The organism is Pseudooceanicola aestuarii, assembly GCF_010614805.1.
GTDB classification, from domain to species: domain Bacteria; phylum Pseudomonadota; class Alphaproteobacteria; order Rhodobacterales; family Rhodobacteraceae; genus Pseudooceanicola; species Pseudooceanicola aestuarii.
Genome location: NZ_JAAFZC010000001.1, coordinates 103,585 through 122,785, shown reverse-complemented (window position 1 = coordinate 122,785; position 19,201 = coordinate 103,585). Strand labels below are relative to the sequence as shown.

The window sequence follows — 19,201 nt, the reverse complement described above, 5'->3', positions numbered from 1 at the left end:
AGCCCCGGCACATGGCCGGGGCTTTCGCGTGTGGTCCCGGAAAGCGGGATCAGTTCTTGGCCTTGTCGACCATCTTCCCGGCGGAGATCCAGGGCATCATGTCGCGCAGCTTCTGGCCGACTTCCTCGATCTGGTGTTCGTCGTTCAGACGGCGCGTGCCTTTGAAATAGGGCTGGCCGGCGGCGTTTTCCTGCATGAAATCGCGGACGAACTTGCCGGTCTGGATGTCGCGCAGAACGGCCTTCATCTTCGCCTTGGTCTCGTCGTAGGGCAGGATCCGCGGCCCGGAGACATATTCGCCATATTCCGCGGTGTTGGAGATCGAATAGTTCATGTTCGCGATGCCGCCTTCGTAGATCAGGTCCACGATCAGCTTCACCTCGTGCAGACATTCGAAATAGGCCATCTCCGGCGCGTAGCCGGCTTCGACCAGCGTTTCAAAGCCCATGCGGATCAATTCCACCAGGCCACCACACAGAACGGCCTGCTCGCCGAACAGGTCGGTTTCGCATTCCTCGCGGAAGTTGGTTTCGATGATGCCGGAGCGGCCGCCACCGATGGCGGAACAATAGGACAGGCCGATTTCCAGCGCGCGGCCAGAGGCATCGTTGTTCACGGCCACCAGGCAGGGCACGCCGCCGCCCTTGACGTATTCGCCGCGCACCGTGTGGCCCGGACCCTTGGGCGCCATCATGATGACGTCGACGCCGGGCTTCGGCTCGATCAGGCCGAAATGCACGTTCAGCCCGTGGGCAAAGGCGATGGCGGCGCCGTCACGCAGGTTGTCATGCACGTATTTCTTGTAGGTTTCGGCCTGAAGTTCGTCGGGCATGGTGAACATGATCAGGTCGCACCAGGCGGCGGCCTCGGCGATGCCCATGACCTGAAGCCCTTCGCCTTCGGCTTTCTTGGCCGAGGGGGACCCTTCGCGCAGGGCCACGACGACGTTCTTGGCACCCGAATCGCGCAGGTTCAGCGCATGGGCGTGACCCTGGGAGCCGTAACCCAGGATGGCCACTTTCATGTCCTTGATCATGTTGATGTCGCAATCGCGGTCGTAGTAAACGCGCATCTTTCTCTCCTTTGTTTTCTGGTGGCAGAATAGCCGATCAGCAAGGAATTGGATTTCACGGATTGCGGTTTTGACGATGTTCATGAGATATCAATGCGTGGAAAGCGAGATTTATGAATGGCTGATACCGACGACACGGACCGGCGTATCCTGCGCCAGATGCAACATGCGCCCGCCGCCTCTGCCGCGGAAATAGCGGAGCGCGCGGGGCTGAACGCCGCCACCTGCTGGCGGCGTATCGAACGGATGCAGGCCGCCGGCGTGATCCGGGGCCAGCGCGCGATGATCGATTGGCGCGCCCTGGGCTATTCGGTGGAGGTGTCGTTGCGGGTGACGCTGGACAAGACGCAGCCGCGCGCCTTTGACGAATTCATCGCCGCCGCCCGGCAGATCCCCGAAGTTCTGGAGATCCAGACCTTCCTCGGTCAGGTCGATGCCCGCCTGTCGCTGATCGCGCGCGACATTGCGCATTATCAGGATATTTACCGGAACCGTGTGCTGACCCTGCCCCATATCGCCGATCTGGAGGCGCTGATGCATCTGTCGCGGATCAAGAATGACGAAAGCGTGCCGGTATGATTGAGTTGGACGCGCTTGACCGCCGCCTGCTGCGTCTACTGACCCAGGACGCCGGCCAGAAATCCGGTGAACTTGGCCGTCGCCTGGGCCTGTCGCAATCCGCCACCTGGCGTCGTTTGAAACGCCTGGAGGAAGCCGGCGCCATCGCCGGCCGCCGGGTGGAACTGGACCTGGCCGCTCTCGGCTTTGGTGTGACGGTGTTTCTGGGGGTGAAGCTGGCGCTGAAGGGACGGATGAACGTGCAGGATTTCGAACGTGCCGTCACCGCCATCCCCGAGGTCCAGACGGTGGAGCATGTCCTGGGCGTCTACGATTACCGCTTGCGGGTCACGGCGCGCGATATCTCTGATTTCGAACGGGTTTTGCGGCGCCGTGTGATGACGCTGCCGGGGGTGGGCAGTGTCGATGCCAATGTCCTGCTGTCCGAGGAACGGCTGCCCGGCCCGTTGGGCTGAGCCTCCCAAGGGGCTGAGCCTATTGTCGGCGGGCGCCCAGCCCCATGTCCATCAGCAAACGTCGCACGGGCGCGGCCGAATACAGGGCGTTCAGCCCGCCGGCACGGATGTCGCGCAAGGGGGGGGCGGCAACCTGACTGGCACGGTTCAGCATGTCGATCCCGGTGGCGCGCAGGCTTACGTCGCGGTGGCGCTCGCGGTGATAGCAGTCCAGCATCTGCGCATCGCCCAGCCGGTCGGGCGCGGCCATTGCCAGGTCGCGCAATTGCCGAAGATCGGCCAGGGACATGTTCAACCCCTGCGCCCCGATGGGCGGGACCACATGCGCGGCCTCTGCCATCAGGGCGATGCGCTGGCCCGCCATCCGCTCGGCCACCTGGGTGATGATCGGCCAGAGGCTGCGCCGGGTCACCGGCGTCAGCGGCCCGAACAGGTTGCAGGAGCGTTCCGCCAGCGCCTGTGCGAAGGTCTCATCGGGCATCCGCGCCAGGTCCAGCGCCCGGCGCCCATCTTCCATCCACACCACGGCAGAGCAGGGATGACCCTCGCGATCGGGCAGCGGAACCAGGGTAAACGGCCCGCCGGAACGGTGGATTTCCGTCGATACGTTCTCATGCGGGATCGGGTGGGTAACGGCAAAGGCCAGCGCCTTCTGGCCATAGCGCGTTGTTCGGACAGCGATCCCGGCGGCCTGCCGCATTGGCGATCCGCGCCCATCTGCCGCGATGACCAGCCTGGCGCGGATGCGGGTGCCGTCGGTCAGGCCCACGATGGCCTCCCGTTCGCGGGTCAGCAGGGTTGCGGTGCCCATGCCGGGGCGGAAAGTGACATTGGGCAGCTCAGCCATCCGGGCCAGCATTTCCCGGCGCATCAGCCAGTTCGGCAAATTCCAGCCAAAGGGCGCGTCCCCCAGTTCGGTCGAATTGAAATCGCGCACCAACCGCGCAACCCCGGCATCACCGCCCGCGTCGACGATGCGCATGATCCGCAAAGGAGCCGCCTGCGGCGCAAGGGCGGGCCACAGCCCCGCATCCTCCAGCAGGGCACGGGCCGGTTGCAGGAAGGCCGTGGTGCGCAGGTCGGCGCCCGGATCTGTGGCCTTCGTCACCGGCGGGGTCGGATCCACGCAGAGCACGCTGAAGCCCGCCGCGCCCATCACGCAGGCTGCCCCCAACCCGGCGACGCCCCCGCCGGAGATCACGATGTCAACTGCTTCGGCCATGTGCTGCCCCCGCTCTTCGATCAGAGATAATTCGACACGGTGCCGGGTCCACGTGACATCGCGTCGCCGTATGCACCGGCAGCGGTCAGATCAGCCGCCCCAGGAAATCGGTCAGGTCGGGCGTGTGATAATGCACATGGTCCGGCCGATCCGCGAGGGGTTCGGGGGCGACATGCACGCAGCGCAACCCCATCTCGTGCGGGACGCGCAGATTGCGGGGGTCGTCCTCGAACATCGCGGCGGTGGTGCCGGTCAGCCCGTCGGAGGTGAACACCGTCTCGAAGGCGGCGCGCTCCGGCTTGGGGCGGAAACCGGCATGTTCCACGCCGTAGACCGCATCGAACAACCCCGCCAGGCCCCGTGCTTCCAGCACCCGGAGGGCATAGGGGGCAGAGCCATTGGTGAAAACGATCCTCCGGCCCGGCAATTCCCGCAAATGCGACGCCAACAGGGCGTCGGCCCGAAGCACGGTGAAATCGATCTCGTGCACCTCTTCCAGATAGGGGCCGGGATCTACGCCGTGCAGGTCCATCAGCCCGGCCAGCGTGGTGCCGTAGGTCGCCCAATATTCGGTGCGCAGCCGGTTCGCTTCCTCCCGAGGGACGCGCAGTTCGCGCATCACCCAGTCGGTCATCCGTTGCTCGATCTGGTCGAACAGGCGGGCGGCGGGCGGATACAGGGTATTGTCCAGGTCAAAGACCCAGGTGCGAACATGTGAGAAATCAGCGCGTGCCATGGCGCAGCAATAGGCGGGCGCGACAATCGGCGCAAGTCGCCTGCTTGCCGCGCGGGTGGCGCCGGGGATAGGGTGACGCGACGCGGCCAGACCAAGGGAGACGCGCGATGAAAACGGCGCCAACGGATGCCTATTCCCTGATCCTGGAGGCGATCGACGTGGGCATCTATCGCCCAGGAGACCGGCTGGTGGAGAGTGAGCTGGCAGAGCGGTTCGGCGTCTCCCGGACCCCGGTCCGGGAGGCGTTGCAGCGGCTGGAAACCCAAAGCCTGCTGACCCGCGACGGGCGGTCGCTGATTGTCGCCTCGCTGGATCATAACCAATTGTCGGAACTCTATGTGGTTCGGGCAGAGCTGGAAGCGCTGGCCGCCCGTCTTGCCGCCCGCCACGCCACGCAAGAGGAAATCCGCGTCTTGCAGGATATGGTGGAGGAAGACCGCCAGATCATGGGCGACCCTGACGCCCTGTCGCGCGCGAACCGGCGGTTTCATCGACAAATTCACCTGGCATCGCACAACCTCTTCCTGGTGCAGCAGCTGAACCTTGTGCATCGGTCCATGGCGCTGCTGGCGACCACCTCCCTTGCCGCGGAGGGCCGTGGCGAGAAGGCGTTGGCCGAGCATCATCGCATCGTGCAGGCGCTGGCCAACCGTGACGCGGGCAGCGCGGCTGAGGCGTTGCGCGATCATATTTCCAAGGCCTTTGTCACCCGTCTGAAACTGGATTCGACCGCCGGCGAGATCTGAAGACCGGGGCCGCCGTGGCAACGGGCTGCTGCGTCCGGGCAGGGGGGGCAGGCGCGACGAGAGAATGGCCGTGGCTGGTCTTGTCCCAATAGAAGGGGCGCAGCACCAACTCGTAAAGCGCCTTGTAAGCGGCCAGGCAGCCCAGAGGGAAATAGAAATGCATCGTCGGCACCCAGGGCCACAGGAAACGGTGGCTGTCGCGCAAGGTCGCGGCGACGCCCAGGGTGATGTTCTGCAATTCCGCCAGCAGAAACAGCGCCGTCAGGATCACCAGCATGTCATGCGGCAACCAGGGTTCCAACGGGTGTGGCAGACCCAGCAGGAACAGCCAGAACGACAGCAGGAACGGCGCCAGGATAAAGGACGACAGCGCCGTGACGAAATGGGCGTTGAAGCCGATGAACCGCCATAGGCCAAGGTCGCGCAGCAATCGGCGCGGGCTGCGCATCTGGACGAAATAGGTGACGAGGTACCCTTTGAGCCAGCGCGACCGCTGCTTGACCCAGGGAACGAAATGGCAGGCCGCTTCTTCATGGGTGGTGGTGGCGATCATCTCCGTACGAAGGCCGTGACGCGCCAGGCGAAAGCCCAGGTCGGCGTCTTCTGTGACATTATGCGCGTCCCAGGCGCCGACCAGCTCCAGCGCGTCGCGCCGGAAGAAACAGGTGGTACCGCCCAGCGGCAGGGCAAATCCCAGCCGGGCCATGCCGGGCATCATCAGGCGGAACCAGGTGTTGTATTCAACGGTGAAGCAGCGCGCCAACCAATTCTGCCTTGGATTGTAGTAATCTAGGGCCCCTTGCAGGCAGGCCAGATCGGCGGGTCCTGCGGAAAAACGTGCCGCGACGCGCAGCAATTGATCGGCCTCTGGCGCGTCTTCAGCGTCGTAGATGCCTACGATGTCGCCAAAGCAGAAGTCCAGCGCGTAGTTCATCGCCCGCGGCTTGGTCCGTGGCGTACCGTCGGGTACCACGATGGCGCGGATCCAGGGCGGCAGGGCGTTACCGGCGATGGCCCGGCGGGTGATTTCGTCATGTTCTTCCAATACCAGCAGAATTTCCAGCCGGTCGCGGGGGTATTTCAACGCCTCAAGATGCCCGATCAGGGCGCTGGCGATGTCACGCTCCCGATAGAGGGGCACGAGGATGGAGATGCGCGGCAGGGCGCCCGGTGGCACGTGCGGCGGGCGGGCCGGGGCGGCGGGGGCCGTCAGGGTCGCCAGGGCTGCGGCAGCTTTCATCAGGACGGAGATCACCAGAGTGACCGCCGCGCCTGCCGTCAGCGCAAAGAGCGCCGCAGTGGGAAAGAAGGCCATCGCCAGGCCGATGCCAATCACGATCAGGGCGACCAGCAACACACGGTCCAGGGTGGAGGCCGTCCAGCTGCGAGAGCTTTGGTCTTCGGGGACGCGGGTCGCCATGGCGCGGGTCAGGGCGGCCCGGTGACGGGAGGAGACATGGGCCTGGATCTGCGCGCGGTCAGCCAGAACCGGGCGCTGCGCCACGATGGCCAGGTCCGCGACTTCCTGCCGGATCAATGGCAGGCTGGCGGCAAAGCTGTCGGGACGGTCGGCCGCGAAAATCACCTGTCCATCGGTAAAGGACCAGGGCACCAGCCCGTGGCGCAGGCAGAATTGCGGTGGCAGCAGCGAAGACAGCGTCGGATCCGGTGGAACCGCCCGCAGATCGACATGGCGAGTGCCGCGCAGACGGGCCATGACGTCCAATGCCCCGTCAGGCCCTGCGCCACCGGCAGCAGGCGACGCGAGGGGCATCATCGGCCCGGGGGCGAAAAGCGGGGGCGCCTCGGCCAACCAGGTGACGGGAACGGCATCCGCGCTGCCGTTCCGTTTCGCGCCATGCGAATCCCTGCTCATTCAACATCCCCTGCAACACCGGATTCCCCTTGGTGTCGCAGGGTGAAGTTAATCTGAGCCTAAGAAACCCTTAAGGAAGGGTTAAGGGATCACGCGTCGACCCTCTCCGCCGCGGCATTCATATGCGCGGCGAAGCGTTCGAACAGGTAGAAACTGTCCTGCGGGCCTGGGCTTGCCTCGGGGTGGTATTGCACCGAGAAGACCGGCCGCTCGGTCATCCTGATCCCGCAATTGGACCCGTCGAACAGGGACACATGGGTCTCCATCACGCCGTCGGGCAGGGATTGGCTGTCGACGGCAAAGCCATGGTTCATCGACGTTATTTCAACCTTCCCGGTCTCGATGTCCTTGACCGGGTGGTTGGCGCCATGGTGGCCGTGGTTCATCTTGACCGTGCGGGCGCCCAAGGCGCGGGCCAGCATCTGGTGGCCAAGGCAGATGCCGAAAACGGGCATCTCGGTCTTGTCCAGAATGTCGCGAATCATCGGCACCGCATAATCGCCCGTCGCCGCAGGATCACCCGGCCCGTTGGACAGGAAAAGTCCGTCGGGGGCATGGGCCAGAACCTCTTCCGCCGTGGCGGTGGCGGGCAGAACGGTGACGTCGCAACCGGCAGAGGCCAGGCAGCGCAGGATGTTGCGTTTGGCGCCATAATCGATCGCCACGACCTTGTGCCGGGCGGCCTGCTGGCGGGTATAGCCCTCGGGCCAGGCCCACCGCATTTCGTCCCAGCGGTAGCTTTGCGCACAGGTCACGTCGCGCGCCAGGTCCATGCCTTCCAGCCCGGCAAAGCCGCGGGCGCGTGCGACGAGAGCCTCGACATCGAAGTTGCCGTCGGGGTCATGGGCAAGCGCGGCATGCGGCGCGCCCTGAGCGCGGATCGCGCGGGTCAGACGCCGAGTGTCGATGCCGCCGATGGCGATCCGGCCGCGTGCGGCGAGCCAGGCGCCCAGCGTATCAGCGGCACGCCAGTTGGACGGATCGGTCGGATTCCAGCGCACCACCATGCCCGCCGCCACGGGGTCCTGGGTTTCGTCATCCTCGGGGTTCACGCCGACATTGCCGACATGGGGAAAGGTGAAGGTCACGATCTGCCCGGCATAGGACGGGTCAGTCATGATTTCCTGGTAGCCCGTCATCGCGGTATTGAAACACAGTTCAGCCTCGGTCACGCCGGTGGCGCCGAAGCCGCGTCCGTGAAACAGGGTCCCGTCAGCGAGCGCCAGGCAGGCGGTCGGTTTCTGGCCATGGGTCATCGGCATCGGCTACATCCTTCCGGGGGGCAAATCGGTGCGACATCTATGCCCGTGCGCGCAGGCGGTCAAGGGGAGGGAGGGGGATTGCTGCGCTGCGGCAGTCCCTTGTCTCAGCCTGCCGTGCGGCGTATAACCAGAGGCTTTGATGCTACCGGAAGGGATACCGGGATGGAATTGCGCGAACGCGTGAATGTTGCGCTGAAGCAGGCAATGAAGGACCGTGCGACGGACCGGCTGAGCACGCTGCGGCTGATCAATGCCGCGATCAAGGATCGGGACATCGCTGTCAGGGCAGAGGGACGCGAGGATGGCGTCGACGATGCAGAGGTGTTGGCGATTCTCGGCAAGATGGTCAAGCAGCGCCAGGAAAGCGCCCGCGCCTACGAGGAAGGCGGTCGTATCGACCTTGCGGAGCGGGAACAGGCCGAGATCGCGGTGATCGAGGAATACCTGCCTCGCCAATTATCCGACAAGGAAGTGGCCCAGGCCATCGACACGGCCATTGCCGAGATCGGCGCCTCCTCCATCAGGGACATGGGAAAGGTCATGGGCGCGTTGAAGCAGCGGTACACCGGGCAGATGGATTTCGGCAGCGTGGGCGGCCGGGTAAAGGATCGGCTGACGGGCTGACTCTCCGGCGCTCGCCTCCCCCCCCGAGACTGTCCGGCATGGGCACGTCGCCTGATCTCGGGGCCTTCCAGCGGGCGGTCGGCCTTCAGCCCCGCGCCTCGGCCAGCCTTTCGCTCAGATCTTGGTAAAGGGCTTTGCGTTCGCCCTCTGCCAGAAACGCCCCGATCTCCACCGCCCGACCATTGCCATGCAGGGTGATGTAGTGCGGCACCGGTCCACCGGTGGGGTGCAGCGTGACCTGTGCCCAGTAGGGGTTGCAGCGCCATTCCCGGTCTTCGCCGCGCGGATCGTGGCGGGTCAGCGTGATCTCTGCGGCCTCCAGGGTCAGCACTTCGCGCAAGGCGCCGTCGCGGTAGGATCGCCGCAGTCCCCACCACAGCGCCGCCACCGCACCCATAGCGAAGGGCAGCAGCCCCCAAAGCGCGGCGCGGCCCAGCACTCCCAGCAGGGGCAGGGTGATCAGGGCAAAGAACAGCCCGATCACCATGGCGAACCCTCGGGGCGGCAGGGACCGGTGCGGTTGCAAGACAAGGCGATGCGCGCTTTCCCATCTGTAACTCATTGCCAATGTCGCCTTTCCCGCTGTCGGGGCAGGGGGCGCCGGCCGGTCTCCTTCGGGCGGAAAATACCGCCGCCGGAGGCGGATCCACGCTTGCGCCACGCGCCTCCCCGGATCTCGGGGCACCGTCCCTGCACCCGTCCTGATAGCATCACGTCCGCCATGTCTGCTGCCATGTCTGCCGTCACGTCTGGGCCCGCGCGCCGGGCCAGGCACCCCGGCCCCGCCACGAAAAAGGGGCGCCATTGGCGCCCCTTTTCCTGATCTGAACGGATCGGATCAATGGGCGTGGCCCTTGTCCCAATCCTCCTGCTTCGGCAGGGTTTCGAACGTATGTTCCGGCGGCGGGGACGGCAGGGTCCATTCCAGCGTGTCGGCATATTCGTTCCAGTAATTGTTCTCCGTCACCTTGGCACCACGGGTCAGCGAATAGATCACCACCCCGAAGAAGAAGACAAAGCTGGCGAAGGACAGGAAGGCGCCGATCGACGACCAGTAGTTCCAGACGGCAAAGCCTTCGGGGTAGTCGATGTAACGGCGCGGCATCCCCTGACGGCCCAGGAAGTGCTGCGGGAAGAACGTCAGGTTGGCCCCGATGAACATCGCCCAGAAGTGCAGCTTGCCGGCCCATTCGGGATATTGGCGACCGGTCATCTTGCCGAAGTAGAAGTAGATACCGGCAAAGATGGCGAAGATCGCGCCCAGTGACATCACATAGTGGAAGTGCGCCACGACATAATAGGTGTCGTGATAGGCCCGGTCGACCGGCGCCTGTGCCAGCACCACGCCGGTCACGCCGCCCACGGTGAACAGGAACAGGAACCCGAACGCCCAGAGCATCGGCGTCTTGAATTCGACAGAGCCGCCCCACATCGTGGCGATCCAGCTGAACACCTTTACCCCCGTCGGTACTGCGATGACCATCGTGGCCAGCATGAAGTAGCTCTGCTGGGTCAGGGACATGCCCACGGTGTACATGTGGTGCGCCCAGACGACAAAGCCCAGCACGCCGATCGCGATGATGGCCAGGACCATCGGCAGGTAGCCGAAGATCGGCTTCCGGGAGAAGGTCGCGATGACATGGCTGATGATGCCGAAGCCGGGGAGGATGATGATATACACCTCCGGGTGGCCGAAGAACCACAGGATGTGCTGGTAGAGGATCGGGTCACCGCCGCCGGAGGGCTGGAAGAACGTCGTCCCGAAGTTCCGGTCGGTCAGCAGCATGGTGATGGCGCCGGCCAGAACGGGCAGGGCCAGCAGGATCAGCCATGCGGTGACGAAGATCGACCAGGAGAACAGGGGCACCTTGAACAGGGTCATGCCGGGGGCACGCATGTTCAGGAAGGTGGTGATCATGTTGATCGCGCCAAGGATGGAGGACGCCCCGGAGACGTGGACCGCGAAGATGGCCAGGTCCATGGAGAAGCCCGCCTCGGACGTGGACAGCGGCGGGTAGAGCACCCAGCCCACGCCGGAACCGAGCTGGTCATTGCCGCCCGGCGCCAGCAGGGAGGCGACGCCCAGGCCGACGCCCGCGACATACATCCAGAACGACAGGTTGTTCATCCGCGGGAACGCCATGTCCGGCGCGCCGATCTGCAACGGCATGAAGTAATTGCCGAACCCGCCGAAGAGGGCAGGGATCACGACGAAGAACATCATGAGGACACCGTGATAGGTGATCATCACGTTCCAGAGGTGCCCGTTTGGTGTACATGCCGCATCGGAGGCGAAGAAACGTGCGCCTTCCAGGCACATGAACTGAACGCCGGGATGCATCAGCTCCATGCGCATGTAGACGGTGAACATCACCGAGATCAGACCCGCGACTGCGGCGACGATCAGGTAGAGAATCCCGATGTCCTTGTGGTTCGTGGACATGAACCAACGGGTGAAGAACCCGCGATTGTCCTCATGCCCATGGCCGTGAATGGCTGCGTCCGCCATATCTCGCCTCCTGCTAGAATTGGCCGGAAGGCAGCCGAGGCCGCCCCTTTCCCGAATTATGCGTCTTCTAGGATGTCACAGGCCCGTGGGCAATGACAGGATTTGACGAACACCCACCAAATTTGTCGCACCCCACGTCGCGCCCCGCAAAGCGGGGTGCGACGCGCTCCCTGTATCCTTTGGGGTTGCCTAACGTCGCGCCCCGCAAAGCGGGGTGCGACGCGCATTCCAAATCCCGTTTCGTTCTCAAACGTCGCGCCCCACAAAGCGGGACGCGACGCGCGCCCGGAATGCCAGTTTTTCCCCTCACAGGTCGCCTCTCTCCCCACGGAGCGGAACGCGACAGGGCCATCCGGGCAGATCAGCCCCGGCCACGCGGCACCCCCGATCCCCTTGAAACACTGCTTCAGGGTCCGCTCTGACCGCAAGGATCAACGGCGGCCGAAGCTTTCGCCAGGCCACCGTTTCATCATCGTCTCAATTGCCGCGCCGCGCTCTGCGGCCGGAGCGGGGTCACTCGCTGGCCTGGGCATCCCGGGCCGTGTCCTCCATCGCGGGCGCGTCGGAGAAGGTCGCCAAGAAGGCGGCGACATCCTGGGAATTCTTGCGCATCTTGAAGGTCATCTTCGACTTGGCCGACGAATCGTCCAGATAGGCCCTGAGGAAGGCGCGCGGGTCTTCGGCGTATTCGGCAAGGTTCGTGGTGTCCCAGACCAGCCCGGCCGCACCCGCTGCGGCCAGATCGTTGCCATAGCGGAAATCGGTGCTGGCGGCCTGGCGTCCGATCACGCCATGCAGATTCGGACCGGTGCGCCCGCCCTTGACGAAGGTTTCGTCATCGGTGGCAATCTGGTGGCAGGATTTGCACTTGCGAAATTCCTTCTCGCCCTTGGCGGCGTCGCCGGTGGCGTGGCTCTCTGCCAGGGCGGGGGTGGCGAGGGCCAGAAGGGCTGCGGCGATGGATGCGAGGCGGGTCATGTGGCTTCCTTTTCGACGTCAGGGGGCTGCGGGCGCGAGATGTCCGTTGCGATGACGTTAACGCAGCCCCGCTGACCGCAACAGGGCGCGCGCGCTGGTGAATTGTCGCAGCCCTCAGCCGAAGACCCGGACAAAGCTGCGCTGCAACGCGGCGTCGAGATCCGCCATGCTGACAGGCAGGCCCAGGTCCACCAGGCTGGTCACGCCATGTTCGCGGATGCCGCAGGGCACGATGCCGGAGAAATGCTCCAGTTCCGGTTCGACATTGATGGAAATGCCGTGAAAGCTGACCCATTTGCGCAACCGGATGCCGATGGCGGCGATCTTGTCCTCGGCGGGGGTGCCGTCGGGCAGGGGCGGTCTGTCAGGCCGGGTTATCCAGACCCCGACGCGCCCTTCCCGAATTTCGCCGCGCAGCCCGAACTCGGCCAATGTTTCAATCACCCAGGCTTCCAGTTGCTGGACAAAAGCGCGCAGGTCGCGCCCGCGCCGCGTCAGGTCCAGCATCACGTAGACCACCCGCTGTCCGGGACCGTGATAGGTGTATTGCCCGCCGCGCCGCGCCTCGAAAACCGGGAACCGGCCCGGATCGGTCAGATCCTCCCGCCGGGCGGAGGTGCCGGCGGTATAAAGCGGCGGATGCTCCAGCAGCCAGACCAGTTCCCCGGCGGTCCCGGCGATGATGGCATCCACGCGGGCCTCCATCTGCGCCAACGCCGTGACGTAGTCTGTCAGACCGGGGGAATGATGCCATTCGGGCACGGGCGGGACCGGGGAAGCAGGGACTTCGGGGGGCGGGGAGACGGTCATGAGGGGGCTTTCCGACAAAATGACGCGAACCGGCGCCAAAACCGTTCCGCAGTGCGGGCGATTCGGGCTAGACTGATTCCCGGATTTGATTGCGAGTTTCGTCTATATTTCTACCCGGAGAGAAAGCCATGTTCAAAAAACCTGTTCACGTCGCCACCGCAGCGGTATTTCTGGCGACCAGCCCGGTCGCGGGCATGGCGGACAATATCGGGGCGGCCATCGTCGGCGGCATCATCGGCGGTGCGCTGATCAACGAGGCGGCGAAGAACCGGCGCGTCACCCGCTCCACCACCACCACGCGCAGCAGCAGCGGCGTCAGCTCTGCCACCCGGGCGCAGAATCGCGAGACGCAGACCGCGCTGAATTACTTCGGCTTTCCCGCCGGCACGCCTGACGGCGTGCTGGGCCGCCGCTCGCGGGAGGCGGTTTCGGGCTACCAGCACCACATGGGCTTTCCGGTCACCGGTCGCCTGCAACCGCATGAACGGGAGATGCTGGTCAGTTTCTACACCCGCGCCCAGTTGGGCGGCGCTGACGTGACCCGCGCCATTCAGCGCCATCCCGACGGGGTGCGCAGCCTGCTGGTCTCCTGGCGCGATGAACGGATGGGCGTGCGCACGCGCAGCGCCCATGGCGGCATGGGCTATCCGGGCCTGCCGCTTGAAGTGTCCGACGCCGTCGATGAAATCGCGCAAAGCACCGAACCCTCGCCGGAGCAGCTGTTGCAGCGCGCCGGGTTCATCCAGACGGCTGACCTGAATGGCGACGGCAAGAACGATTACGTCATCGACACCTCGGTCACCGGTTCGACCTTCTGGTGCGGTCAGACCGAATGCGCGACAATGCTGTTCACCTCCTCCGGGGGCGACAGCTACGAGCGTCACCAGTTCCAGTACAAGCGCAACGCCCAGCTGTCGAACAAGGTCGAAGTGGCGATGTTCGACTGCAATCGCACCCGGTGCGAATTGCTGGATCCGTTGACCCAGCCGGTGCCCGTGGCCGCCCCCGCGCCCCGGCCCGCCGCGCCCGCGCAGCCGCCGGTCTTTGCCGCGCAGCAGGCTCCCGCCGCCGGGCTGCCGGTCTTCGGCGCCGCCCCGGCGGCAACACCCTCGCTGGCCAGCCATTGCTCCAAGGTCAACCTGATGACCACCGGCAATGGCGGGTTCGTCACCGCGGCCAACCTGACCGATCCCTACCTGGCCCTGAACGAGCAATTCTGCCTGACCCGCACCTACGCCATCGCCCGCGGGGAGGAACGGGTGCGCGCCCTGCAAGGCGTCACCCAGGCGCAGGTGGACGCGCAATGCGACGGCTTTGGCCCGGCGCTGGCCGGCCAGGTGGCCCAGTTGGGCAGTACCCCGGCCCCCGCGATGCAGGGGGAATTGCGCAAGTTCGTCCTGACAACCAACATGTCGGTGGAGCAGATGCAGACGACCGGTGCGGTCTGCCTTTACTCCGGGTACCGCCGCGACAAGATGGAGGTCGCCCTGGGTGCTGCCCTGCTGCTGATCGGCGCGGGAGAGACGCCCTATGCGGAGCTGATCGCCCATCACCTTCAACAGGGCTTTGGCACCGCGCAATCGGCCGAGCTGGCCATGGGCTGGTATGACGTGGCGCTGACCGCGCTGGATGGCGGGGCCACGCCGGTCTTTGCCGTCGGCCAGTCCGACCGGGCCAGCCTGCTGCGCGCGGCTGTCTCCGGCGGGACCGCAGCCGGGGCCATGCAATCGGTGCCGGCATCGGCCAGCGGCGCATCGCTGCCGACCTTCTCGCTGGAGTGAACGGGCCAACGGCCGGTTTCGCGGGGCGCCTTCGGGCGCCCCGTTCGCTTTCGCCAGGACGCCCGTGTCGATGCCGGGGCGCGGGCACGGCGCGGCGCCCGCTGCGAAATTTCGCCGCTCGCCGGCCCGTTTTCCCCTTCACAACGGCGCCGCAGGGCGATATAGCCGCCCCCACCTGCTGGGTCACGTGCGGTCGTGGCGGAATGGTAGACGCGCAGCGTTGAGGTCGCTGTGGGGTAACACCCGTGGAAGTTCGAGTCTTCTCGACCGCACCAGGCAGGCAAAGCCGAACGGGCGCCGGCGATGCGCTCCGGCCTCGGTATTTCCGGTTTTCCGGCATCGCATGATTTCACCGTGATCGGGCAGTGCCCGCATCCCCGCAATCGTGCCCGTCTTCGCCGATTTCCCCCATTTCTCAGGTGGATGCGCCAGCAAGCCGATCGCCATGACACCTCCCCGGCTGCCCGGCCATTGCCACCGGGAGCCGCTACCGGAAGCGTCGCCTAGCCGGTGGTCACGAATTCGATCTCACCCCCGCCCAGCCGCACGGCGGACAGGCGGCCGGTCGCATAGGCGCCGGTGTCGATGGCGATGCGACCCTGCGTCGCCTCGGGGTGGTCGACGATGGTGTGCCCGTGCACTACCCATGTTCCGTCGCGGCGCGGTTGCCGGGCAAAGGCGCGATGCCCCCACAGCAGCGACCGCAGGTTCTGCTCTTCGATCGGAGTGCGGGGATCGGCGCCGGCATGGACAACGGCGACATTGCCGGTCAGCACGAAATGCGGCAGGCCGCGCAGCCAGGCGGTCAACACGGGGCCCATCGCCTCCAGCAGGTCATCGCGCACGCGGCGCAGCCCCTCGGCGGACATGGTCTGGCTGACACCCATGACCCCGAAACTGGCCAGGGTCTGCAAACCGCCATAGTTCAGCCAGCGCCCGCCGCCATCCTCCGGAGCGTCCAGGAACCGGATCATCATTTCCTCGTGGTTGCCCAGCAGGCACAACAGGTCCGGCCGCTCCAGCAGGTAGCGCAGGACATCGGCGCTGTTCTCCCCCCGATCCACGTAGTCGCCCACCAGCATCTTGGGCACATCGGGGTCTAGCCTGGCCAAAAGCTCCTCCAGCAGGTCGATGCGGCCATGCACATCGCCAATGGCGTAGAAGGCCTGCTCCGGTTCCGGGGGGGGCATTTTGTCCACGTCAGGGCGCGCACCATCGAATAACTTGTTCACCGTTTCCGTCGTCCTGATTCTGCGTCTGCCGCGCTGGAACGCGGCGGATTTAATGTCATTGTCACCGGTTCAGAGCCCACAATCTAGCGTCTCTGGCTGACAAGCTGAAGTCGTGCAGTAGCCCCCTGCGTGCCGGTGTTGCAAAGGAAAGCGTCGCATCTGGGCGGGTTCTTGCCATTTTGGTCCGTATTTTTCGCGATGCTTTGCAGTGGGTTGCGAGGCAGGGCGGCGAAACTCGCCGCGTTCCTTTGCAGCTTAACCCTTTGTTTCCATTTGCAGAGGATACTTTGCCGCCATGGCGCCTGGCCGTGCATTTTCCCCGGGTGCCCGGGGTTGGCGGGCGACAGGCCGGATTGTTGACTGCGCTGCGGAGATGGGCAGGTAAGAATGATGTGATCGACTGCAAAACGCGCGTTCTGGGGCCCGCTCCGGCCCTGACCGGGGGAGGGGCGGCGGGGCTTGCGGAATGCCTTTCCGCTTGCATTCCGTCAGGCAATGCGGATGTTTTCGCCAGATTGCGGTGCAGCTTCAGGAGATCCCCATGACCGACCCTTCCCCGAACTCCAAGCTGGAAGACACCCTGACCCCGATCCTGGATGTTGAGCGGATCGAGGAGGATTTCTACCGCGGCATCGCAACCCCGAACGGACGCGGGCGCAGCTTTGGCGGACAGGTGATCGCCCAGGCCTTGATGGCGGCGACCCACACGGTGGAGCCGGAGCGGGCGAACCATTCCCTGCATGCATATTTCATGCGTCCGGGCGATGCCTCGCAGCCGGTGCTCTACCAGGTGGAGCGTGACATGGATGGCCGCAGCTTTGCCACCCGCCGGGTTGTGGCGATCCAGAATGGCAAGCCGATCCTGAACATGGCGGCGTCCTTTCAGTTGCAACAGCAGGGACGCGGCCACCAGGACGATTTCCCCGCCGACGTGCCGGGTCCCGAGGGGCTGAAGAACGAACACCAGCTGGCGGAGGACCATGCCGACAAGCTACCCGAAGGGTACAAGGCCTTTCTCCGCTGGAATCGCCCGATCGAGATCCGGCCGGTGGGCACATTTCCGCCCTTTGACATGACTCCCCGCAAGGGAGAACACTATCGCTGGATCCGCGCCAAGGTGCACCTGCCTGACGATCCCGCCCTGCATCGTGCGGCGTTGGCCTATACCTCGGACATGGGGCTGCTGGGATCGGCTCTGGTGGCGCATGGGCTGGGCTTTGCCTCGAAGGAGGTCAAGGTCGCCTCGCTCGATCATGCGCTGTGGCTGCACGACGATTTCCGCATGGACGAATGGCTGCTCTATACTATGGAAAGCCCTTGGACCGGCGGCGGCCGGGGGATGACGCGGGGCAAGATCTTTACCCGTGATGGCCGCATGGTTGCCTCCGTCGCGCAGGAGGGGCTGCTGCGTATCGGCTGACAGCCGCCCCGCCCGGTTGCCTCCGCCCAGCGGCGGCGTCCCGCCCTCATCCCTCGCGCCGGGGGCGCCGTGTCGGGCGCTCCGATCAAGTGGCGCGGGTGGCGGTTTCGATCCCGTCGATGATCCGCGTGTTCAGCGCGGGGGGGATGTTGTGGCCCATGCCCTCGATCTCGATCAGTGTCGCGTGGGATATCTGCGCGGCAGTGTCGCGACCGCCGGTCACAGGAACCAGCGGATCGTCGACACCATGGATCACCGTGACCGGAATGGTCAGGCGCGACAGTTCTGCCCGGCGGTCGCGAGTGGCCAGGATCGCGGCATACTGGCGGGTAAAGCCGGTGGGATGCCAGGACCGGTCCAGATCGGCCGCCGCGCCGCGCCGCACGTCCTGCGCGGGCACGGGATACCCCGGCGAGCCGATGACCCCGTTCAACGCAACGATCGCATCCAGAAACCCGTCGCGGTCGCTCATCGGGTCGGGCTTGGGCCGGGTCAGGGCGGCGCGGGCCTCCGGCGTGCCGGCGGGCAGGTCGGCATTGCCGGTGTTGGAGAAGATGGAGGTCAGCGACAACACTCGCGCTGGGTGTTCGATGGCCACCAGCTGCGCGATCATCCCGCCCATCGAGGCACCCACCACATGGGCCTGCGCGATCCCCAATGCGTCGAGAAGTCCGACCACATCCGCCGCCATGTCAGACAGGGAATAGGGCAGGTCCTGGGGCAGGCCCTCGGCCTTGCGGCGCAGCACCTCGGCGAAGTCGGGTTCGCCATGTTCGGTGAACTTGGTGCTCAGCCCGATGTCGCGATTGTCCATGCGGATCACGCGGTAGCCGCGCCCGGCCAGCTCGGCGACAAAGGGATCGTACCAACGCGTCGACTGGGTGCCGACGCCCGAAATCAGCACCATGGGCGCGCCATCCTCCGGCCCGGTGATGTCGTGGTAGATTTCGATCCCGTTGGCGTTGATCGTCGGCATGTCGGTTCCTCTTGCACTGGGCGCGGCGGGCAGGGCCGCGCGGCGATCCTATACCGGATGGCGGTCGGGGCGGAAGTGGCTGCTCAGCCGCCCAGCGGATAGCGTGCCACCAGGTGGAACCGCCCGGCGTCGTCCTCGCCGACCAGGCACAGGCTGTCGATGCGGCAGGGCCCGGACAGCAGCGGTGTCAGAAACGGCTGCAACGTGTCGAGCAGGGTTTCCGCCTCCCCCTCTGTCAGCTTGCCGCTGAGGGTCAGGTGAAAGCGAAAGTCCTCCAGAACATAGGGATAGCCCCAGCGGATCAGCATCTCCTCCTGCCGGGCGGACAAGCCGGCGGCACGGCGGCGGGCCAGTTCCGCCATCGGGGCGGGGGCGCGGAAGGTGTCCAGACCCGTCACCATGCGCGCCGCGAGAGCGTTCAGCGCCGTGGTCTCTCCTCTGGGCACCAGCGCCAGGAACCGGCCCAACCGCGCGAGGGCCAACCCGTCCAGAACCACCGGCCTGGTCTCGGCGCACAGGGCGGCAATGGCGCGGTCCAGGGTGGCGGGATCCGTACCTTCGGTCAGGCGGAACGGCGGCTTTACCGTGCCGTGAAACCCGTATTTGCGCGGCGACGCTGTCAGGTCCGCCACCGGGCGGGGCAGGTCGGGGACCTCAGGGTGGCAACGCCCTTCACCCGCAACGGCGTCCCAACCCAGCCAGGCGGCCCCAAAATCGGCCAGCGGCCCCGGTTCGGGCATGTAGTATATGGCGTAGCGGTTGAATTCCGGCATTCGGGTAACTCCTGAGGCAGCACGGGGCCGCGTTTCGGTCGCGTTCCACCAGATAGGGCCAGCCATGTGGCGGCGCCATGACAACCTGTCCCGCGTGGTGGCCGCGTCTTTACAACTCCGGGTTTTCCGCCTCTATTCCCGGCAAATCAG

At 65.5% G+C, this 19,201-nt stretch carries 18 protein-coding genes and 1 tRNA gene; 7 read left to right on the top strand and 12 right to left on the bottom strand.

Annotation, left to right across the window (positions count from 1 at the left end; all coding sequences use genetic code 11):
- Positions 1 to 49: 49 nt before the first annotated feature.
- Complete coding sequence (gene ilvC / locus G5A46_RS00540; RefSeq protein ID WP_275585251.1) at positions 50 to 1,156, bottom strand: ketol-acid reductoisomerase; 1,107 nt, start codon at positions 1,154 to 1,156, stop codon at positions 50 to 52.
- Positions 1,157 to 1,189: 33 nt separating this feature from the next.
- On the opposite strand from ilvC, the gene G5A46_RS00535 reads away from it, so the two are divergent.
- Both G5A46_RS00535 and G5A46_RS00530 read left to right on the top strand, forming a co-directional pair.
- Entirely contained in the window at positions 1,190 to 1,651 is a 462-nt protein-coding gene (locus G5A46_RS00535; protein WP_163846313.1) for an Lrp/AsnC family transcriptional regulator, read from the top strand.
- Entirely contained in the window at positions 1,648 to 2,106 is a 459-nt protein-coding gene (locus G5A46_RS00530; RefSeq protein ID WP_163846311.1) for an Lrp/AsnC family transcriptional regulator, read from the top strand. The genes G5A46_RS00535 and G5A46_RS00530 overlap by 4 nt, the downstream gene beginning before the upstream one ends.
- A gap of 19 nt (positions 2,107 to 2,125) precedes the next feature.
- On the opposite strand, the gene G5A46_RS00525 is transcribed toward G5A46_RS00530, so the two are convergent.
- On the bottom strand, positions 2,126 to 3,328 hold the full coding sequence (locus G5A46_RS00525; protein ID WP_163846309.1) for a UbiH/UbiF family hydroxylase: 1,203 nt from the start codon (positions 3,326 to 3,328) through the stop codon (positions 2,126 to 2,128).
- An 85-nt stretch (positions 3,329 to 3,413) separates the two neighbouring features.
- The gene (locus G5A46_RS00520; protein ID WP_163846307.1) at positions 3,414 to 4,064 is read right to left on the bottom strand and encodes a pyrimidine 5'-nucleotidase; all 651 of its coding nucleotides are present in this window, start codon (positions 4,062 to 4,064) and stop codon (positions 3,414 to 3,416) included.
- Positions 4,065 to 4,171: 107 nt separating this feature from the next.
- Between G5A46_RS00520 and G5A46_RS00515 the strand changes: the two genes are divergently transcribed.
- Positions 4,172 to 4,810, top strand: a complete 639-nt coding sequence (locus tag G5A46_RS00515; protein ID WP_163846305.1) for a GntR family transcriptional regulator — start codon at positions 4,172 to 4,174, stop codon at positions 4,808 to 4,810.
- Here G5A46_RS00515 and G5A46_RS00510 read toward each other — a convergent pair.
- Together G5A46_RS00510 and carA are read right to left on the bottom strand one after the other, a co-directional pair.
- The gene (locus G5A46_RS00510) at positions 4,770 to 6,686 is read right to left on the bottom strand and encodes a glycosyltransferase (RefSeq protein ID WP_163846304.1); all 1,917 of its coding nucleotides are present in this window, start codon (positions 6,684 to 6,686) and stop codon (positions 4,770 to 4,772) included. The two genes, G5A46_RS00515 and G5A46_RS00510, sit on opposite strands and share 41 nt — an antisense overlap.
- Before the next feature lie 89 nt (positions 6,687 to 6,775).
- Entirely contained in the window at positions 6,776 to 7,948 is a 1,173-nt protein-coding gene (gene carA, locus G5A46_RS00505; RefSeq protein WP_163846302.1) for a glutamine-hydrolyzing carbamoyl-phosphate synthase small subunit, read from the bottom strand.
- Between the two features lie 162 nt (positions 7,949 to 8,110).
- On the opposite strand from carA, the gene G5A46_RS00500 reads away from it, so the two are divergent.
- Positions 8,111 to 8,572, top strand: coding sequence for a GatB/YqeY domain-containing protein (locus G5A46_RS00500; protein ID WP_163846299.1), 462 nt, complete (start codon positions 8,111 to 8,113; stop codon positions 8,570 to 8,572).
- An 85-nt stretch (positions 8,573 to 8,657) separates the two neighbouring features.
- Here the strand turns inward: G5A46_RS00500 and G5A46_RS00495 are convergent, their stop codons facing one another.
- The 4 genes from G5A46_RS00495 to lipB all read right to left on the bottom strand — a co-directional run bounded on the left by G5A46_RS00495 (position 8,658) and on the right by lipB (position 12,869).
- A complete protein-coding gene (locus G5A46_RS00495; RefSeq protein WP_163846297.1) occupies positions 8,658 to 9,134 on the bottom strand; it encodes a DUF2244 domain-containing protein in 477 nt (158 codons plus the stop codon).
- Positions 9,135 to 9,410: 276 nt separating this feature from the next.
- Positions 9,411 to 11,081 carry a cytochrome c oxidase subunit I gene (ctaD, locus tag G5A46_RS00490; RefSeq protein WP_163846295.1) on the bottom strand — a complete coding sequence of 557 codons (1,671 nt, stop codon included), beginning with the start codon at positions 11,079 to 11,081 and terminating at the stop codon, positions 9,411 to 9,413.
- Positions 11,082 to 11,594: 513 nt separating this feature from the next.
- Positions 11,595 to 12,059 carry a c-type cytochrome gene (locus tag G5A46_RS00485; RefSeq protein WP_163846293.1) on the bottom strand — a complete coding sequence of 155 codons (465 nt, stop codon included), beginning with the start codon at positions 12,057 to 12,059 and terminating at the stop codon, positions 11,595 to 11,597.
- 114 nt (positions 12,060 to 12,173) lie between these two features.
- Positions 12,174 to 12,869: a lipoyl(octanoyl) transferase LipB gene (lipB, locus tag G5A46_RS00480; RefSeq protein ID WP_163846291.1), complete on the bottom strand. Its 696-nt coding sequence runs from the start codon at positions 12,867 to 12,869 to the stop codon at positions 12,174 to 12,176.
- 128 nt (positions 12,870 to 12,997) lie between these two features.
- On the opposite strand from lipB, the gene G5A46_RS00475 reads away from it, so the two are divergent.
- A complete protein-coding gene (locus G5A46_RS00475) occupies positions 12,998 to 14,650 on the top strand; it encodes a peptidoglycan-binding domain-containing protein (protein WP_163846289.1) in 1,653 nt (550 codons plus the stop codon).
- A 189-nt stretch (positions 14,651 to 14,839) separates the two neighbouring features.
- A tRNA-Leu gene (locus G5A46_RS00470) sits at positions 14,840 to 14,925 on the top strand.
- A gap of 228 nt (positions 14,926 to 15,153) precedes the next feature.
- Here G5A46_RS00470 and G5A46_RS00465 read toward each other — a convergent pair.
- The gene (locus G5A46_RS00465) at positions 15,154 to 15,840 is read right to left on the bottom strand and encodes a metallophosphoesterase (RefSeq protein WP_163846287.1); all 687 of its coding nucleotides are present in this window, start codon (positions 15,838 to 15,840) and stop codon (positions 15,154 to 15,156) included.
- Positions 15,841 to 16,423: 583 nt separating this feature from the next.
- Here G5A46_RS00465 and G5A46_RS00460 point away from each other — a divergent pair.
- Positions 16,424 to 17,302, top strand: a complete 879-nt coding sequence (locus G5A46_RS00460) for an acyl-CoA thioesterase (RefSeq protein WP_163846284.1) — start codon at positions 16,424 to 16,426, stop codon at positions 17,300 to 17,302.
- A gap of 85 nt (positions 17,303 to 17,387) precedes the next feature.
- Here G5A46_RS00460 and G5A46_RS00455 read toward each other — a convergent pair whose 3' ends face one another.
- Together G5A46_RS00455 and G5A46_RS00450 are read right to left on the bottom strand one after the other, a co-directional pair.
- Positions 17,388 to 18,278: an alpha/beta fold hydrolase gene (locus G5A46_RS00455; protein ID WP_163846283.1), complete on the bottom strand. Its 891-nt coding sequence runs from the start codon at positions 18,276 to 18,278 to the stop codon at positions 17,388 to 17,390.
- A gap of 83 nt (positions 18,279 to 18,361) precedes the next feature.
- Positions 18,362 to 19,051 carry a DUF1045 domain-containing protein gene (locus G5A46_RS00450; protein ID WP_163846281.1) on the bottom strand — a complete coding sequence of 230 codons (690 nt, stop codon included), beginning with the start codon at positions 19,049 to 19,051 and terminating at the stop codon, positions 18,362 to 18,364.
- Positions 19,052 to 19,201 lie beyond the last annotated feature (150 nt).

Excerpts from the sequence above, each read along its gene's own strand:
- G5A46_RS00500 (WP_163846299.1), top strand. The coding sequence starts at position 8,111 with ATGGAATTGCGCGAACGCGTGAATGTTGCGCTGAAGCAGGCAATGAAG.
- G5A46_RS00530 (WP_163846311.1), top strand. The coding sequence starts at position 1,648 with ATGATTGAGTTGGACGCGCTTGACCGCCGCCTGCTGCGTCTACTGACC.
- lipB (WP_163846291.1), bottom strand. The coding sequence starts at position 12,869 with ATGACCGTCTCCCCGCCCCCCGAAGTCCCTGCTTCCCCGGTCCCGCCC.
- G5A46_RS00485 (WP_163846293.1), bottom strand. The coding sequence starts at position 12,059 with ATGACCCGCCTCGCATCCATCGCCGCAGCCCTTCTGGCCCTCGCCACC.
- G5A46_RS00510 (WP_163846304.1), bottom strand. The coding sequence starts at position 6,686 with ATGAGCAGGGATTCGCATGGCGCGAAACGGAACGGCAGCGCGGATGCC.
- ctaD (WP_163846295.1), bottom strand. The coding sequence starts at position 11,081 with ATGGCGGACGCAGCCATTCACGGCCATGGGCATGAGGACAATCGCGGG.
- G5A46_RS00450 (WP_163846281.1), bottom strand. The coding sequence starts at position 19,051 with ATGCCGGAATTCAACCGCTACGCCATATACTACATGCCCGAACCGGGG.
- G5A46_RS00515 (WP_163846305.1), top strand. The coding sequence starts at position 4,172 with ATGAAAACGGCGCCAACGGATGCCTATTCCCTGATCCTGGAGGCGATC.
- carA (WP_163846302.1), bottom strand. The coding sequence starts at position 7,948 with ATGCCGATGACCCATGGCCAGAAACCGACCGCCTGCCTGGCGCTCGCT.
- G5A46_RS00535 (WP_163846313.1), top strand. The coding sequence starts at position 1,190 with ATGGCTGATACCGACGACACGGACCGGCGTATCCTGCGCCAGATGCAA.
- ilvC (WP_275585251.1), bottom strand. The coding sequence starts at position 1,156 with ATGAACATCGTCAAAACCGCAATCCGTGAAATCCAATTCCTTGCTGAT.
- G5A46_RS00520 (WP_163846307.1), bottom strand. The coding sequence starts at position 4,064 with ATGGCACGCGCTGATTTCTCACATGTTCGCACCTGGGTCTTTGACCTG.
- G5A46_RS00460 (WP_163846284.1), top strand. The coding sequence starts at position 16,424 with ATGACCGACCCTTCCCCGAACTCCAAGCTGGAAGACACCCTGACCCCG.
- G5A46_RS00525 (WP_163846309.1), bottom strand. The coding sequence starts at position 3,328 with ATGGCCGAAGCAGTTGACATCGTGATCTCCGGCGGGGGCGTCGCCGGG.
- G5A46_RS00465 (WP_163846287.1), bottom strand. The coding sequence starts at position 15,840 with ATGCCCCCCCCGGAACCGGAGCAGGCCTTCTACGCCATTGGCGATGTG.
- G5A46_RS00495 (WP_163846297.1), bottom strand. The coding sequence starts at position 9,134 with ATGAGTTACAGATGGGAAAGCGCGCATCGCCTTGTCTTGCAACCGCAC.
- G5A46_RS00455 (WP_163846283.1), bottom strand. The coding sequence starts at position 18,278 with ATGCCGACGATCAACGCCAACGGGATCGAAATCTACCACGACATCACC.
- G5A46_RS00475 (WP_163846289.1), top strand. The coding sequence starts at position 12,998 with ATGTTCAAAAAACCTGTTCACGTCGCCACCGCAGCGGTATTTCTGGCG.